This is a genomic window from Stenotrophomonas sp. CASM110 (genome assembly GCF_049384345.1).
Taxonomy (GTDB): domain Bacteria; phylum Pseudomonadota; class Gammaproteobacteria; order Xanthomonadales; family Xanthomonadaceae; genus Stenotrophomonas; species Stenotrophomonas muris.
The window spans coordinates 58,266-73,951 of sequence record NZ_JBMRGI010000002.1 but is presented as its reverse complement, the minus strand read 5'-3'; the positions used below and the strand labels follow the sequence as shown (position 1 = coordinate 73,951).

The 15,686-nt window shown below is 65.7% G+C and carries 17 protein-coding genes; 5 read left to right on the top strand and 12 right to left on the bottom strand.

What is annotated here, in order from left to right; translation table 11 throughout:
• Nucleotides 1-106: 106 nt before the first annotated feature.
• From VG561_RS01710 to VG561_RS01700, 3 genes are all read right to left on the bottom strand, one after another.
• Nucleotides 107-475 carry a glycine zipper 2TM domain-containing protein gene (locus VG561_RS01710; protein WP_014646414.1) on the bottom strand — a complete coding sequence of 123 codons (369 nt, stop codon included), beginning with the start codon at nt 473-475 and terminating at the stop codon, nt 107-109.
• 166 nt (nt 476-641) lie between these two features.
• Nucleotides 642-2,864: a methyl-accepting chemotaxis protein gene (locus VG561_RS01705; protein ID WP_142234430.1), complete on the bottom strand. Its 2,223-nt coding sequence runs from the start codon at nt 2,862-2,864 to the stop codon at nt 642-644.
• Nucleotides 2,865-3,426: 562 nt separating this feature from the next.
• The gene (locus VG561_RS01700; RefSeq protein WP_423179314.1) at nt 3,427-3,648 is read right to left on the bottom strand and encodes a zf-TFIIB domain-containing protein; all 222 of its coding nucleotides are present in this window, start codon (nt 3,646-3,648) and stop codon (nt 3,427-3,429) included.
• A gap of 385 nt (nt 3,649-4,033) precedes the next feature.
• Here VG561_RS01700 and VG561_RS01695 point away from each other — a divergent pair, with 385 nt between their 5' ends.
• The 4 genes from VG561_RS01695 to VG561_RS01680 all read left to right on the top strand — a co-directional run bounded on the left by VG561_RS01695 (nt 4,034) and on the right by VG561_RS01680 (nt 9,696).
• Nucleotides 4,034-4,426 (top strand): barstar family protein, encoded by a 393-nt coding sequence (locus VG561_RS01695; RefSeq protein WP_164077463.1) that lies wholly within the window; start codon nt 4,034-4,036, stop codon nt 4,424-4,426.
• 135 nt (nt 4,427-4,561) lie between these two features.
• Nucleotides 4,562-7,153, top strand: a complete 2,592-nt coding sequence (mutS, locus tag VG561_RS01690) for a DNA mismatch repair protein MutS (RefSeq protein ID WP_049441490.1) — start codon at nt 4,562-4,564, stop codon at nt 7,151-7,153.
• Between the two features lie 320 nt (nt 7,154-7,473).
• Complete coding sequence (locus tag VG561_RS01685; RefSeq protein ID WP_185741883.1) at nt 7,474-8,985, top strand: catalase; 1,512 nt, start codon at nt 7,474-7,476, stop codon at nt 8,983-8,985.
• A gap of 108 nt (nt 8,986-9,093) precedes the next feature.
• Complete coding sequence (locus VG561_RS01680; RefSeq protein WP_014646409.1) at nt 9,094-9,696, top strand: DUF937 domain-containing protein; 603 nt, start codon at nt 9,094-9,096, stop codon at nt 9,694-9,696.
• Between the two features lie 38 nt (nt 9,697-9,734).
• Here the strand turns inward: VG561_RS01680 and VG561_RS01675 are convergent, their stop codons facing one another.
• Both VG561_RS01675 and VG561_RS01670 read right to left on the bottom strand, forming a co-directional pair.
• On the bottom strand, nt 9,735-10,142 hold the full coding sequence (locus VG561_RS01675; protein WP_014646408.1) for an RNA-binding S4 domain-containing protein: 408 nt from the start codon (nt 10,140-10,142) through the stop codon (nt 9,735-9,737).
• A 9-nt stretch (nt 10,143-10,151) separates the two neighbouring features.
• Nucleotides 10,152-10,391: a hypothetical protein gene (locus VG561_RS01670; RefSeq protein ID WP_014646407.1), complete on the bottom strand. Its 240-nt coding sequence runs from the start codon at nt 10,389-10,391 to the stop codon at nt 10,152-10,154.
• Nucleotides 10,392-10,453: 62 nt separating this feature from the next.
• Here VG561_RS01670 and VG561_RS01665 point away from each other — a divergent pair, with 62 nt between their 5' ends.
• Nucleotides 10,454-11,914 (top strand): MATE family efflux transporter, encoded by a 1,461-nt coding sequence (locus VG561_RS01665; RefSeq protein ID WP_134808642.1) that lies wholly within the window; start codon nt 10,454-10,456, stop codon nt 11,912-11,914.
• Nucleotides 11,915-12,031: 117 nt separating this feature from the next.
• On the opposite strand, the gene VG561_RS01660 is transcribed toward VG561_RS01665, so the two are convergent.
• The 7 genes from VG561_RS01660 to rpsP all read right to left on the bottom strand — a co-directional run bounded on the left by VG561_RS01660 (nt 12,032) and on the right by rpsP (nt 15,595).
• Nucleotides 12,032-12,439 carry a DUF1801 domain-containing protein gene (locus tag VG561_RS01660; RefSeq protein WP_423179313.1) on the bottom strand — a complete coding sequence of 136 codons (408 nt, stop codon included), beginning with the start codon at nt 12,437-12,439 and terminating at the stop codon, nt 12,032-12,034.
• A 38-nt stretch (nt 12,440-12,477) separates the two neighbouring features.
• Nucleotides 12,478-12,912, bottom strand: coding sequence for a DUF1801 domain-containing protein (locus VG561_RS01655; protein WP_032956352.1), 435 nt, complete (start codon nt 12,910-12,912; stop codon nt 12,478-12,480).
• 79 nt (nt 12,913-12,991) lie between these two features.
• On the bottom strand, nt 12,992-13,372 hold the full coding sequence (locus VG561_RS01650; RefSeq protein ID WP_032956354.1) for a DUF6404 family protein: 381 nt from the start codon (nt 13,370-13,372) through the stop codon (nt 12,992-12,994).
• 82 nt (nt 13,373-13,454) lie between these two features.
• The gene (gene rplS, locus VG561_RS01645; RefSeq protein WP_005415736.1) at nt 13,455-13,856 is read right to left on the bottom strand and encodes a 50S ribosomal protein L19; all 402 of its coding nucleotides are present in this window, start codon (nt 13,854-13,856) and stop codon (nt 13,455-13,457) included.
• Between the two features lie 154 nt (nt 13,857-14,010).
• Nucleotides 14,011-14,769 (bottom strand): tRNA (guanosine(37)-N1)-methyltransferase TrmD, encoded by a 759-nt coding sequence (trmD, locus tag VG561_RS01640; RefSeq protein WP_329768395.1) that lies wholly within the window; start codon nt 14,767-14,769, stop codon nt 14,011-14,013.
• A gap of 8 nt (nt 14,770-14,777) precedes the next feature.
• Entirely contained in the window at nt 14,778-15,290 is a 513-nt protein-coding gene (gene rimM / locus VG561_RS01635; protein WP_010483256.1) for a ribosome maturation factor RimM, read from the bottom strand.
• Nucleotides 15,291-15,334: 44 nt separating this feature from the next.
• Nucleotides 15,335-15,595 carry a 30S ribosomal protein S16 gene (gene rpsP, locus VG561_RS01630; RefSeq protein WP_005415733.1) on the bottom strand — a complete coding sequence of 87 codons (261 nt, stop codon included), beginning with the start codon at nt 15,593-15,595 and terminating at the stop codon, nt 15,335-15,337.
• Nucleotides 15,596-15,686: the final 91 nt, after the last annotated feature.

The following is a 15,686-nucleotide window of genomic DNA, read 5'->3' as shown; positions in this document are numbered from 1 at the left end:
CTTAATCCCCTCCGTCCCCTTTTCCCGCAATGAAGAACGCCGGCGCGAGGCCGGCGTTCGAGTACTGCGATGTGGAAGGGGAAAAACGGGGGCCGTCGGCGATCGATCAGCGATAGACGCGTTCGCAGCGGCGCTCGACCACGCGGTCGCCGTTCTTCTGCTGGCTGTTGCCCTGGATCTGGCGGCCCGCCGCACCACCGGCAACAGCACCGGCCACGGTAGCGAGCTTCTTGCCATTGCCGCCGCCCACCTGGTTGCCCAGCAGGCCGCCGATCACCGCGCCAGTGGCCGTACCGGCGATGCGGTTCGGATCGCGCGAGTTGCGCTGCACTTCCACGTTCTTGCAGACCACGCGGCTGCCATCGTTGAATCGGCGTCCTTCATCACGCGGACCATAGGTCTGCGCGCCGGCCACCGACGAAGCCGCCAGCAGGGTGCCCAGCACAAGCAATCGGGTCGAGGTCTTCATGGCCATCTCCTAGGTTCCGGTATGGCGCAAGTGTCCTCCCGCGGCTGGCAACCGGAAGTGAAGTGCGCGTGTCCGCGGCCTCATCGGCCATCGCGCGTTCAGGAAGAAAATCCGCACCCATCACGATCAGCCAGCGTGATGGGCGCCGTCTCCCTGCCGGCATTGCCCTCTGCTAGAACTCTTCCCACCCCCCGGCATTGGCCGCCAGTGTCGGCTCGATGCGCGGCGACAGCGTTGCCGCCCTGCGCACCGGGGTGACCTTCGCGGCCACCGCAGCCTGGGCCGGACGCACGGCTGCAGCCGCCGTTACCGCGCCGGTGCGGAACACCGAAACCGCCTCGGCCAGCAGGTTCGCCTGCTCCTCCATGGAACGCGCCGCAGCACTGGCCTCTTCCACCAGTGCCGCATTCTGCTGCGTGGTCTCGTCCATCTGCACCACCGCCTGGTTCACCTGTTCGATGCCCGAGCTCTGCTCCTGCGAGGCAGCAGAGATATCGGCCATGATGTCGGTCACGCGCTGCACGGAAGCAACGATCTCGCCCATCGTGGTGCCTGCCTGTCGGACCAGCGCCGATCCATCGGCGACCTTGCCAACCGAATCCTCGATCAGCCCCTTGATCTCCTTGGCCGCACCGGCCGAGCGCTGTGCCAGCGTGCGCACCTCACTGGCCACCACCGCAAAGCCCCTGCCCTGCTCGCCGGCACGGGCGGCTTCCACCGCCGCGTTCAACGCCAGGATGTTGGTCTGGAAGGCAATGCCATCGATGACCGAGATGATCTCGGCGATCTTCTTCGACGAGGCCTCGATGGCCGACATCGTGGTGACCACCTGGCCGACCACCTCGCCGCCCTGCGAGGCGACACCGTGCGCACCGATGGCGAGCTGGTTGGCCTGGCGGGCGTGCTCGGCGTTCTGCTTCACGGTGGAGGTCAGTTCCTCCATCGACGCCGCCGTCTCTTCCAGGTTCGCCGCCTGCTGCTCGGTGCGCCGCGACAGATCGGTGTTGCCCGAGGCGATTTCGCCTGCCGCCAGATTGATGCTGGACGCGCTGGCCTGGATGCGCCCGACGATCTGCTTGAGCTGATCGACGGTGGCATTGCAGTCATCGCGCATGCGGGCGAACACGCCGTGGAAGTCACCCTGCATGCGCACGGTGAGGTCACCGCGCGAGATCGCCTGCAGCAGGCTCGACACCTGCACCAGGTTCTGGTCGGTGGTCTGCATCAGGCGATTGAGCCCGGCCACCATGTCGCGGAAATCGTAGGCGAAGCGATCTTCATCGCCGCGCAGGCTGAAGTCGCCCGCCGCCGCGGCCGTCGCCAGCCGGCGGATCTCGCTGTTGATCGCCGACAGGCTGGCCTTGGTCTCGTCCATTGCCTGGGTGATCGCCGCCTTCTCGCCCGGCAGCGGATCCATGTCCACCGACAGGTCGCCACGGGCGTAATGCTTCATCACTTCGATCAGCCGGTTCTGTACCTGCACGTGTGAGCCGACCAGCGCGTTGGTCTCGTGCACCATGCGCCCGTAGTCACCAGGGAAGGCACTCTCGTCCATGCGATAGCTGAGGCTGCCCGCATCGTGCTGGCGGGCCAACTCGCCCTGCGCCGCCATCACCGACTGCAACTGCGCCTGCATGCGCTGCATCGACCTGAGCAGCTGCGTGACCTCATCGTTGCCGGAGGCGTCAATGCTGTTGTCCAGCCGCCCATTGGCGATGCCGTCGGCCAGCTTCACCGCGCCTTCCAGCGGGCGGGTCAGGCTGCGGGTGATGGCCCAGGCGGCTAGCGAGCCCAGTACCAGGCTCAACACGCCGAACACGATCGACAGCGTGCCGGTCCAGGATTCAGTTGAACGGTATTCCTCGCGGCTGCGCTCGGTCAGTGTCTCCTGATGCCGTAGCAGGGTCGAGATCGCTTCGTTCCACGCGGTTGCCAGCCCCTGCTCGGCAAGCAGTTCCTTGGCCGCGCCGTCGAAATCCCCGGCCTTCATGCGCTCGTGAAGATGCCGGGTGGAGGCGTCGGTGGCCTTGCGTGCCGCGTCGATTTTCGCCACCAGGGTATCGCCGGTCGCGTCGCGCGGAATCCTGATGTACCTGGCCCAGATACCGTCGTAGGTCTGCGACAGCTCCTGCGCCTTCTGATAATCCTTGTCGAAATCCTCGCCGCGCTTGATCACCATCAGCCGTCGGTGCATCAACAGCGCGTTGTTGGTATCCAGCATGTCGTTCAACAGCCGCATCTTCACCATGTTGACGTCCACCACTTTCTCGAACTGGGCGGACTTCAGGTGATTTCCGTACAGCGCCAGGCCAACGATGGCCACGATGAACAGCAGCAGCAATCCAAACCCGGCACCCAGCCGGGATCCCACTCGGAGGTTGCGTAAGGCGAGCATCTCAATTCCCTTGATCATGGCCGTACGATCGATGGCGGCGCAGCGCGGGGAAACTTTATGGGTCGATATTATTGTATCGATCCAAATCTCTGGAACTATGCAGACAGGTGTGAAGGACACACTTAATGGAGGTGGTTATTCCTGCCGGGCATATCAATGCACGAGCACATCAATCGCAGTCATCACGCAGCGCTCGCGAGTCGTGACCGCAGAAACCGTCACTTGATGCACGGAGGGGGAGGATGAAGCCCATCGATCCCGGCACCCTTCTGTCCAGAGGAACAACGCGCTGCTTCGCGACTACCGTCAGGGCTGCAATCTGGCATCTGCCATCGCAGGGCCCCGACCCTTGAGTATTTCAACCCTGATGAAGGGGTTCAGACCCCATTACAATCGACTGCCACTGATCTCCCACTTATTGACCTTCAAGTCAATAAAACCGCAGTCATTGAGATTCTCGTCGCTCTGGAAGTAGGAGACGGGAAGGTCATCCCATGCTGCACGGGCCCACGCGCTGCGCTGAGGCAATACGATCGAGGAGTGCATGGAAACTGCGTACTTTCTACTCATGCCTGTCCACGGAAATTGACTCCCAGGACGGGGCGACGGAAATTTCCTCAAGATACCGCTCAAGGTCTCTGAACGGAGAGACCCCTATAGCAGCGAAGGAGAACCACACGGCATCGCACTCGTCGCAGACAAATATCTGAACGCCGCGCGCCTTTACTTGAGCTTTCAACACCTCACCCTGCTCGCAACGGGGACAGATCAAACTACCCCCCACCTCACCGGAGACGCAGATACAACGTTACTGACCATCGCAGAAACAATTTTCCAGACCTTTATTGCCGATGATACAGGAGGAGAATCTATTTCCATCACCCAGCCAGTCATCACTGACAGTGGAAGTTGAACGCGCCCGAGGGGGTCCTGCTGCCGATGGCACCAATCAATGAAGAAGAAGACTTCGGGCGAACTCTCTACCAGCTGATGGCCCTGCTATTGGCGATGGGTCACGTCGTTTTCTTCCCTGCAAACCGGCGCGCGCCACGACGGGAGTGCCGAGCACTTGACTCAGCAAAGAAGTTTGCCAAACCCCAGCATGGGTCCCCAAAGCATCCGGCGCTCAGCCATGTCCAACGCACAGGGAACAACGCTACAGTCGACATATGACGCTCATCCTGCAGATCGAGGGCTGTGCCATTCACGACATCCCCAGCCTGTACGCGGAGATCAACCGCGTGTTCATGGCCGGCGAGGACTGGCAGCTCGGGCCAAGCCTGGACGCCCTGGATGATCTGCTGCATGGCGTCCATGGCGTGTTGGCCGGCCATGAGCGGGCCACGGTGATCTGGAGTGATATCGAGCACAGCCGCGCCGCACTGGGACGAACTACCACATGCCAGTGGCTGCAGTCCAAGCTGGAAGCCCCGGGCACCTTCAACACGCGGACCATTGCGCGCCAGCTGGACGCCCTGCAACAGGGCGAGGGCCCAACCTACTTCGAGATCGTGATGGATATCTTCGCCAGCCACCGGCAGATCACCCTGGTCCCGGCCTGACCTCGTTGCTGTGCGGTACCCGCCTGCCACCGGTGGCGGCAGCCCTGTGCCCCAGCAGTTACCATGGACGGCCCTGTACCCGCTCCGTTGCCGCTGCCCTCCGGCGCGAACGGACGCCCCGGATTCACGAGCCCCATGTCCAAAGAAAAGTCCGCCGAACACACCCCGCTGATGAAGCAGTTCTTCGCAGCCAAGTCCGAGTATCCGGACCTGCTGCTGTTCTTCCGCATGGGCGACTTCTACGAGCTGTTCTACGACGATGCGCGCAAGGCCGCGCGCCTGCTCGACATCACCCTGACCCAGCGTGGCAGCTCCGGCGGCGCGCCGATTCCGATGGCCGGCGTGCCGGTACATGCCTATGAAGGCTACCTGGCGCGGTTGGTGGCGCTGGGCGAGTCGGTGGCGATCTGCGAGCAGATCGGCGACCCGGCGCTGGCCAAGGGCCTGGTCGAACGCAAGGTGGTGCGCATCGTCACCCCCGGCACCGTCACCGACGAAGCGCTGCTGGACGAACGCCGCGACACCCTGCTGATGGCGCTGTCGCGCACGAAGCAGGGCTACGGCCTGGCCTGGGCCGACCTGGCCGGTGGCCGCTTCCTGGTCAATGAAGTCGAGACCGACGACGCGCTGGAAGCCGAACTGGCCCGACTGGAGCCGGCCGAGCTGCTGGTGCCCGACGAGGAGAACTGGCCCGACTTCCTGCGCCACCGCACCGGCGTGCGCCGCCGTGCGCCGTGGCTGTTCGACGCGGACAGCGGCCGCCGCCAGCTGCTGAACTTCTTCAAGCTGCACGATCTGAGCGGCTTCGGTATCGATGACAAGCCACGTGCCACCGCCGCCGCCGGCGCCCTGCTCGGTTATGTCGAGGAAACCCAGAAGCAGCGCCTGCCGCACCTGACCTCGATCGCGATGGAAACCGCCGCCGAGGCGATCGCGATGAACGCCGCCACCCGCCGCCACCTGGAACTGGATACGCGCGTCGACGGCGATACCCGCAATACCCTGCTGGGCGTGCTCGACAGCACGGTGACGCCAATGGGCGGGCGCCTGCTGCGCCGGTGGCTGCACCGCCCGCTGCGCCTGCGCGAGGTGCTGGTGCAGCGCCACCATGCGGTGGAAACCCTGATCGATCGCGGCAGCGATGCCGACATCCGCGAACAGTTCCGCCGCCTCGGCGACCTGGAACGCATCCTGACCCGCGTCGCACTGCGTTCGGCGCGCCCGCGTGATTTCTCCACCCTGCGCGATGGCCTGGGCCTGCTGCCGGCGGTGCGCGAAGTGCTGGCGCCGCTGGATTCACCGCGCCTGCAGGCACTGCATGCCGCCTTGGGCGAGCACGACGCGTGCGCACAGCTGCTGGCCAGCGCCATCGCCGAAATGCCGCCACTGAAGCTGAGCGACGGCGGCGTGCTGGCCGATGGCTTCGATGAAGAGCTGGACGAGCTGCGCCGCCTGTCCACCCATGCCGACCAGTTCCTGGTTGACCTGGAACTGCGCGAGCGCGAGAGCAGCGGCATTCCCACCCTGAAGGTGGGCTACAACCGCGTGCACGGCTACTACATCGAAATCAGCAAGGGCCAGTCCGATCGCGCGCCGGTGCACTACACCCGCCGCCAGACGCTGACCAATGCCGAGCGTTACATCACCGAAGAACTGAAGGCATTCGAGGACAAGGTGCTGTCCGCGCGCGACCGTTCGCTGTCGCGCGAGAAGTACCTGTACGAGCAGCTGCTGGACACCCTCGGCGAACAGCTGGAACCGTTGAAGCAGTGCGCCGCTGCGCTGAGCGAACTGGACGTGCTGGCCGCCTTCGCCGAACGCGCGCAGGCGCTGGACTGGTCGCGGCCGGAACTTGAAACGGCACCGTGCCTGAAGATCGAGCGTGGCCGCCATCCGGTGGTCGAGGCGGTGCGCGAGCAGCCGTTCGAACCCAACGATCTGGATCTGCATCCGGACCGCCGCATGCTGGTCATCACCGGTCCGAACATGGGTGGTAAATCGACCTACATGCGGCAGAACGCGCTGATCGTGCTGCTGGCCCACATCGGCAGCTTCGTGCCGGCCAGCCGGGCGCTGATCGGCCCGATCGACCGCATCCTGACCCGCATCGGCGCCGGTGACGACCTCGCCCGCGGGCAGTCGACCTTCATGGTCGAGATGGCCGAGACCAGCTACATCCTGCACCACGCCACCGCGCATTCGCTGGTGCTGATGGACGAGATCGGCCGTGGCACGTCCACCTACGACGGCCTGGCGCTGGCCGACGCGGTGGCCCGCCACCTGGCCTACCAGAACCGCTGCTACACGCTGTTCGCCACCCACTACTTCGAGCTGACCGCGCTGGCCGACGAGCAGCACGAGGGCGGCCGCAGCGGCATCGCCAACGTGCACCTGGATGCCGTCGAGCACGGTGAAGCGCTGGTGTTCATGCACGCCGTTAAGGACGGCCCGGCCAACCGCAGCTTCGGCCTGCAGGTGGCCGCACTGGCCGGCCTGCCGCGCGCCACCGTGGCGCAGGCGCGCCGTCGACTGGCCGAGCTGGAACAGCGCGGCGGTGAGAGCCATGCCGCCGAGCTGGCGCCGCAGGCATTGGATGCACCGCAGCAGTTCGGCCTGTTCGCGGCGCCGTCGAACAAGGCACAGGAAGCACTGGCCGCCATCGATCCGGACGAACTGACGCCGAAGCAGGCACTGGAAGCGCTGTACCGACTGAAAGCACTGCTGTAACCGCAGCACGCACCCCTGGCTTCCCGCCGCCACGCGGGAGGCCTATCGAAGATCCGGCAAATCTTATTCTTCGTTTCAATTGACAGAAACTATCAAACTGAACGGATCATTCGATTATTCATTTCATCTGGCCCTAGCTAAAGTCGAGTGAAGATGTTCCATCCCGTCTTCACCCGCAGGAGCCAGCCATGAGCCAGTCCGATAACAACAGCCCGAAATGTCCGTATCACACCGCGCCGTCGCCTGCGGAAGGCGCCCAGCAGCAGCGCGAGCTGAGCACTACCCCGAAGCAGAAGCACGGCGATGAACCGGTCACGCCGATGACCACGGCCTTCGGCGCACCGGTGGTGGACAACCAGAACAGCAAGACCGCCGGCCCGCGTGGCCCGCTGCTGATGGAAGACGTGTGGCTGCTGGAAAAGCTGGCCAACCTCAACCGCGAGATCATTCCCGAGCGCCGCATGCACGCCAAGGGCTCGGGCGCATTCGGCACCTTCACCGTCACTCACGACATCAGCAAGTACACCCGCGCCAAGCTGTTCGAGAAGGTCGGCAAGCAGACCGAGATGTTCGCCCGCTTCACCACGGTGGCCGGCGAGCGTGGCGCCGCCGACGCCGAACGTGACATCCGCGGCTTCGCCCTGAAGTTCTACACCGAAGAAGGCAATTGGGACCTGGTCGGCAACAACACGCCGGTGTTCTTCCTGCGCGACCCGCGCAAGTTCGCCGACCTCAACAAGGCCGTCAAGCGCGACCCGCATACCAACCTGCGCAGCGCACGCAACAACTGGGATTTCTGGACGCTGCTACCCGAAGCCCTGCTGCAGGTGACCGTGGTGATGAGCGACCGCGGCATTCCGCGCAGCTTCCGCCACATGCACGGTTTCGGCTCGCACACCTACAGCTTCACCAACGCCGACAGCGAGCGCTTCTGGGTGAAGTTCCACTTCGTCAGCCAGCAGGGCATCGAATCGCTGACCGACGCGCAGGCGCAGATCCTGGTCGGCCATGACCGCGAAAGCCACGGCCGCGACCTGTTCGCCGCGATCGAGAAGGGCGACTTCCCGAAGTGGAAACTGTTCATCCAGGTCATGCCGGAACTGGAGGCGGAAACCTACCGCATCCATCCGTTCGACCTGACCAAGGTGTGGCCGAAGAGCGACTACCCGCTGATCGAAGTGGGCCAGTTCGAACTGAACCGCAATCCGGTCAACTGGTACCAGGACGTGGAGCAGTCAGCGTTCGCGCCGAGCAACCTGGTGCCGGGTATCGGCCCGTCGCCGGACAAGATGCTGCAGGCGCGCCTGTTCGCCTACTCCGATGCGCAGCGCTACCGCCTGGGCGTGAACCACCACCAGATTCCGGTGAACGCGGCGCGCTGCCCGGTGCACAGCAACCACCGCGACGGTGCGATGCGCGTGGACGGCAACTACGGCGGCCTGCCGCACTACGAGCCCAACAGCTACGGCCAGTGGCAGGAACAGCCGCAGTACCGCGAACCGCCGATGAAGATCCGGGGCGACGCCGACTTCTGGAACTTCCGTGAGGACGACGCCGACTACTTCAGCCAGCCCGGTGCGCTGTTCCGCAGCTACAACCAGGCACAGAAGGAGCGACTGTTCGCCAACACCGCCCGTGCCCTGGGCGATGCGCCGGACTTCATCAAGCAGCGCCACATCGACAACTGCAGCAAGGCCGACCCGGCCTATGGCGCTGGTGTTGCCGCGGCGCTGAAGGCGCTGGCCAGCCAGCCGACCGATCCGTTCAAGCCGGCCCAGCCGGAAGCGGACTTCCCCACCGCGACCCCGGGCGCCGAAGACATTGAGCTCTGATCGCCCTGCCCCGTGAACGCCACGCCGCCTCCCCGTGAGGCGGCGTCGCCGTTTTAACGGTCTGCGTCGTACCTTCTGCACGCCCAACCCCAATCAAGGATTCCGCAGATGAGCCTGACCGACGAACTTCTCGCCAAATTGCAGGGCGCCCCGCTGCAGCAGGTATCGCAGCAGCTCGGCATCAGCGATACCCAGGCCTCCGGTGCGATCAGTGCCGCGCTGCCGGTGCTGATGGGCGCGCTGGGCAACAACGCCTCGCAGCCGCAGGGCGCACAGGCGCTGCTCGGCGCACTGCAGAACAACCACAGCGGCCTGGACCTGGGCAGCGTGCTCGGCTCGGTACTGGGCGGCGGTGGCGGTGGCGCCGCCAGCGACGGTGCCGGCATCCTCGGCCACATCTTCGGCGGCAGCCAGCAGAAGGTGGAAACCGGCCTGGCCCAAGCCACCCAGCTCGACAGCGGCCGTACCAGCCAGCTGCTGCAGATCCTCGCACCGATCGTGATGGCCTTCCTCGCCCAGCGCCTCGGTGGTGGCCAGGCCGATGCCGGCTCGCTCAGCCAGGCCCTCGGCCAGGAGAAGCAGCAGGTGCAGCAACAGGGCGGCCTTGCCGGCGGCCTGCTTGGCAGCGTGCTGGACCAGGACGGTGACGGCCAGCTCGGCGTGGGCGATCTGCTGAAGATCGGCGGCAGCCTGCTGGGCGGCAAGCGCTGAGCCAAGGCGGCGCCGGACCCGGTCTGGCGCCCTGCAACTTACAACGCGTCGATATCGCCGAGCGCGCGGATCAACCGCCGTGCGCGTTTGTCCGGCTTGTGCTCCGGCGGCTGGAAACCATCGCGTGCGGCGATGCGCAGCGCCCGCTGCTCGGCGCGGCGGGCCCTGGAGGCCTCACTCTCGGCATACAGCTGCTGCGCCGCCGGCGCCGGCCCGCGCTGATCGCTCAGCCCCAGCACCTGGATCTCGAAATGCTCCTCGCCGCGATCCACCTGCAGCTGCTCGCCGACGCGCACCGCGCGTGAGGATTTCGGGCGCTGCCCAGCCACGCTGACCTTGCCGGTCTCGATGGCCTGCTTGGCCAGGCTGCGGGTCTTGAAGAAACGGGCCGCCCACAGCCAGATGTCCAGGCGGACACTGGGCGGCAGCGGGGAAAGCTCGGTCATCGGTAGGGACTACTCCGTTCGCTTGTTCAGGGGACGCGGGTTGTCGGGGTCGGTGCGGCAGCCGCTGCCCCCGATCAGGGTGGGTACGCCGGCAGAAAGATCCTGGCGCTGGCTGCCGACCAGGCACTCGGGCCGGTCGGTGGGCCGCACCTGGGTATCGCCCAGCCGGTCACCTGTCGAACATGCGGCCAGTACGACGCTGATCAAGGCCAGCGCCAGGCTCCACTTCACCTGCAGTCGTTGATGCATTGCCACATCCCGCAAACCGGCTTGGTGCTAGTGTGCGCCTCCCGGGATTCGATCACCACTCCATGGCCAAAGCGCCGCTTGACCTGACCTCCGGCCCGATCGGCCGCAATCTCCTGCTGTTTTCCCTGCCGATCCTGGCAGGCAACATCGCGCAGTCGCTGAACGGTTCGGTGAATGCGGTCTGGGTCGGGCGCTTCCTCGGTGAGGCGGCACTGACCGCCACCGCGAACGCCAACAACATCATGTTCTTCCTTATCGGCTCGGTGTTCGGCTTCGGCATGGCTTCGACCATCCTGATCGGACAGGCGATCGGCGCGCGCGACATCGCGCAGGCGCGGCGCGTGGTCGGCACCAGTGCCACCTTCTTCATCGGCCTGTCGGTGATCATCGCCATCGCCGGCTGGTTCATGGCCCATCCGCTGCTGGCAGCGATGGGCACGCCGGCCGCCTCGCTGCCATTGGCCGAGGCCTACCTGCAGATCATCTTCCTGGCGATGCCGACTCTGTACGCGTTCGCCTTCCTCACCGCCGCCCTGCGCGGTGCCGGTGATTCGCGCACGCCGTTCCGCTTCCTGATGGTATCGGTGGCACTGGACATCGTGCTGAACCCGGTACTGATCTTCGGGATGGGGCCCTTCCCCGCGCTGGGCATCGCCGGCTCGGCCTGGGCCACGCTGGTCGCGCAGACGTTGTCGCTGGCCGGCCTGCTGCTGTACATGCGGCACAAGCGCCACACCCTGTGGCTGGGCCGCGCCGACCTGCGCTTGTTCAAGCTCGACATGACCATCCTCAAGGCGCTGGTGGTCAAGGGCGTGCCGATGGGCCTGCAGATGGTGCTGATTTCGCTGTCGGTGATCCTGCTGATGACCATGGTCAACCAGTACGGCACCGACACCGGCGCCGGCTACGGTGCTGCCCTGCAGCTGTGGAACTACCTGCAGATGCCGGCGATGGCGATCGGTGCGGCGTGTTCTTCGATGGCCGCACAGAACGTCGGTGCGCAGCGCTGGGACCGCGTGCGCGGTACCGCACGCCAGGGCGTGCTGTTCAACTTCCTGCTGACCGGCGCGCTGATCCTGCCGTTGGTTGTGTTCGATCGCCAGCTGCTGGCGCTGTTCCTGCCGCCGGCCAGCCAGGCGCTGGACATCGCCCGCCACCTCAACCATGTGGTGATCGGCTCGTTCCTGTTCTTCGGCGTCAGCTTCGTGATCTCCGGCGTGGTGCGCTCCACCGGCGCGGTGATTCCGCCACTGCTGATCCTGGCCGGCTCGCTGTGGGGCGTGCGCGTGCCGTTCGCCGAACTGCTGCAGCCGTACTGGGGCGCCGATGCAATCTGGTGGAGCTTCCCGGTCAGCTCGCTGGTGTCGATGCTGCTGTCGCTGGCGTATTACCGCTGGGGCGGCTGGCGCAAGGCGAAGATGATGGGCAGGCCCTCGCATGCCGAAGAACTGGCGACGCCGTCGGAGATTCCGGCCTGTCCGCCGTCGCCGGTGGCCGACCCGGATGCCGCACCGCCACGGTAGTGCCGGCCGCCGGCCGGCAACCTCATGGACCGGCCAATGACAAGGTAGTGCCGGCCGCTGGCCGGCAACCTCACACCTCTCCAGCAGCATCGCGCAACAGCCGGCCAGCGGCCGGCTCTACCGTTTCTTTTTCGCCGCATTGAACGCCGCCGCTGCGCGCAGCAGCGCCTTGAACGCAGCGGCATCCGGCATCGCACCTTCATGGATGTCGATCGCACGCCGCGTGTTGCCCTCCAGGCTGGCGTTGAACAGGCCCTTCGGGTCCGCCAGCGCCGCACCGTTGGCGAAGGTCAGTTTCACTACCTGCTTGTAGGTTTCGCCGGTGCACAGGATGCCGTTGTGCTCCCACACCGGTGTACCGCGCCACTTCCAGGCTTCCTGCACGTCCGGCAGCGCTTCATGGATCAATGCACGCACGCGTGCCAGCGTTTCGCCGCGCCAGTCTCCCAGCTCGGCGATGCGTGCATCGATCAGTTCGGCCGCCGGTGTTCCGGCATCGGCCGGGTTGGGGGCATGCGTAGCCATCAGGAGCTCTCGTCGGGAAAGGAATGAGAAAGTCGGGGTTACATGCGCTCGCCGGGCAACGCGGCGGCCTGGCGCACCCAGTCGAGGAACTGTGCCTCATCCAGCGCGCCATCCTGTGCGATATGCAGGTAGCGCGTATCGGCACTCCTGGACGGCTCGGGCGGCATCGGCTTCAGCACCGCGCCACGAAAGAACGCCACCTTGATGTAGCGGGTGAAGCAATGGAAGCTGAGAAACCAGCCTTCGCCCGGCGCCACCGCATACATCGGCGAGTTCCACTTCACCGCCTTGTGCACGCCGGGTACGGCCCGTTCGATCAACGCATCCAGCTGTGCGCCGACCGGGCGTTTCCAGTCCGGCATGGCGGCGATGTATGCCTGCACCGGAGCATCGCCCTCGCCCTTGGCGATCCGGGGGTTGCCGCCGGACAACAGCGTGGGCGCGGTGGAAGGTGCGGTTCGCTTGGCAGGCATCGCACGGCACGTCCATCGGGATGAAACCGCAGCCTAGCGCGGCCCGTAGCCAGCGGTCACGGCGCAGTGCGCCATCGGCTCAGTCCGCCTGCCGCGCCCGGAACTGGCGCCAATCCGGCAGCTTGCGGTGGCGGCGCAGCGAGCGCATCAGCGCCGCCATCACAAGGCCGAACAGCGCGCCGGCCACCAGACCGGCCACCAGCAACAGCACCAGCGGACGTTCGCTGCCCTGCCACAGCATCAGCCACATCAGCGCGGTCCAGAACAGCCCGAACAGCAGGCCCTGCACCAACGCGTTGGTGCCAAAGCCGGCCAGGATCGGTGGCGGCAGTGCGATGCCCAGGCGCCACAACAGGCGATGCAGCAACGGCGCCGATTGCACGCGTGCCAGCCCCTTGCCGTCGAGGAAGCGCAACGCCGACTGGATCACGGCCGGATAGCGAAGGTTGATGTCGTTCATCACCTGATCGTGGCCGATGCGATGCCGGAAACGCAAACGGCCACCCGAAGGTGGCCGTCGCGGCAACAACCGAAGTTGTTTATCAGGCCTTGTCGGCCAGACGGGCAGCCTTGGCGGCAGCAGCGGCAGCCAGGTCTTCCTTGATGCGGGCAGCCTTGCCTTCCAGGCCACGCAGGTAGTACAGCTTGCCGGCGCGGACCTTACCACGACGCTTCACTTCGACCGAGTCGATGATGGCGCTGTGGGTCTGGAAAACGCGCTCGACGCCGTAGCCGTGCGAGATCTTGCGGACGGTGAACGAGGAGTTCAGGCCGGCGTTCTTGGTGGCGATGACGACGCCTTCGTAGGCCTGCACGCGCTCGCGGCTGCCTTCCTTCACCTTCACGTTGACGACAACGGTGTCGCCCTGGCTGAACTTCGGCAGTTCACGGGTGATCTGGGCGGATTCGAATTCCGCGACGATGGACTTGTTCAGCTTGCTCATGGGTTACACCGATTCTTGTTCGGGTGGGCGTGTCGTATCGACAACGTAGGCTCATGCAGTCACCGGACTGTGCTGCACGTTTGTTTTGGGTACTGCGCGCGCCGACCAGGGCCGACGGGAATTGGCCATGATAGCCGATAAAGCCGACCCTGCGCTAGGGGCTGGCCTTCTGGTTCCGGGCCTGACGGCCCTGCTCCAGCAGTTTGCGGTCGGCCTTGCCCAGTGCCTGTTCATCCAGCAGGTCCGGGCGCCGCTCGGCGGTCCGGAGCAGCGACTGCTGGCGGCGCCAGGCGGCGATGGCCGCGTGGTTGCCCGAGCGCAGCACGTCCGGCACGTCACCCAGCGGGTGCTGGGCCGGCTGGCTGTAATGCGGGCAGTCGAGCAGGCCGAGGTCGCCCTCGAAGCTGTCCTGCGCCGCCGATTCGGCGTCGTTCAGGGCACCGTCCTGCAGGCGGGCCACGGCGTCGATGATCACCGCCGCGCCCAGTTCCCCCCCGGACAGCACGTAGTCGCCGAGGGAGATCTCCTCGTCGACATTGGCCTCCAGGAAACGCTCGTCGATGCCCTCGTAGCGGCCGCAGAGCAGGACCACGCGCGGCAGCGCCGCCAGTTCCCGAACCTTGGCCTGGGTCAGCGACGCCCCCTGCGGGCTGAGGTAGATCACCCGCGCCGGGGTCGGATCGGCCTCACGGATCGCCTGCAGGCAGGCCTGCAGCGGCTCGATCAGCATCACCATGCCCGGGCCACCACCGAACGGACGGTCGTCCACGCGGCGGTAGTTGCCTTCGGCGTAATCACGGGGGTTCCAGCCGTGCAGGCTGAACAGCCCCTTCTCCTGCGCGCGCCCGACCACGCCCAGTCCGGCGGACTGGGCGAGGAACTCGGGGAACAGGGTGATGACGTCGAAACGCATGCTCACGCTCAGAACTCGGGATCCCAGTCGACCACGACCAGGTTGGCCTCGAAGTCGACCGACTTGACGAAGTCCGGCTGCACGAACGGAATCATCCGCTCGCGGTCACCGCGGACCACCACCACGTCGTTGGCTCCGGTGCTGAACAGGTGCGAGACCTGGCCCAGGGCAACGCCCTCGGTGGTCTTCACGTCCAGGCCTTCCAGGTCCACCCAGTAGTACTCATCGGGCTTCGGTGGCGGCAATGCACTGCGGGCCACGTAGATCTCGGTGCCGTGCATCGCTTCGACGGTATCGCGGTCCTCGACGCCGGGGAAACGGGCGACCAGGTGCTTGCCGCTGTCGCGGCCACGCACGCCTTCAATCGTGGTTTCCACGCCGGACGGGCTGCGCACGATCCACGGCTGGTAACGGAAAATGGCGGAACGTGGCTCGGTCCAGGACTCGAGCTTGATTTCGCCGCGCACACCAAAAGCGCCGACAACCCTGCCCAGCAGGATGCGGCGCTCGATATCTTTCATCTGCTTCAACCAAGAGGGCCACGCCGAAGCGTGGCCCGTCAGGATCAGGCCGCAGCGGCCTGGGACTTGGTCGCTTCCTTGATCAGGTTGCGGACCTTGTCGGTCGGCTGGGCGCCGTTCTTGACCCAATGGTCAACGCGGGCCAGGTCCAGCTCGATGCGCTTCTCGGCGCCCTGGGCAACCGGGTTGTAGAAGCCAACGCGCTCGATGTTGCGGCCGTCGCGCGCGCTGCGCACGTCGGTGACGATGATGTGGTAGAACGGACGCTTCTTGGCGCCGCCGCGGGTCAGTCGAATCTTGACCATGGTGTTTTTCCTATTGCCCAGTCGCCAGGATGGCGAGGTAAGCGGGCGATTATAGCGGCAGAGCCCGGCCGAGCCAACCCCGGGGGAACTC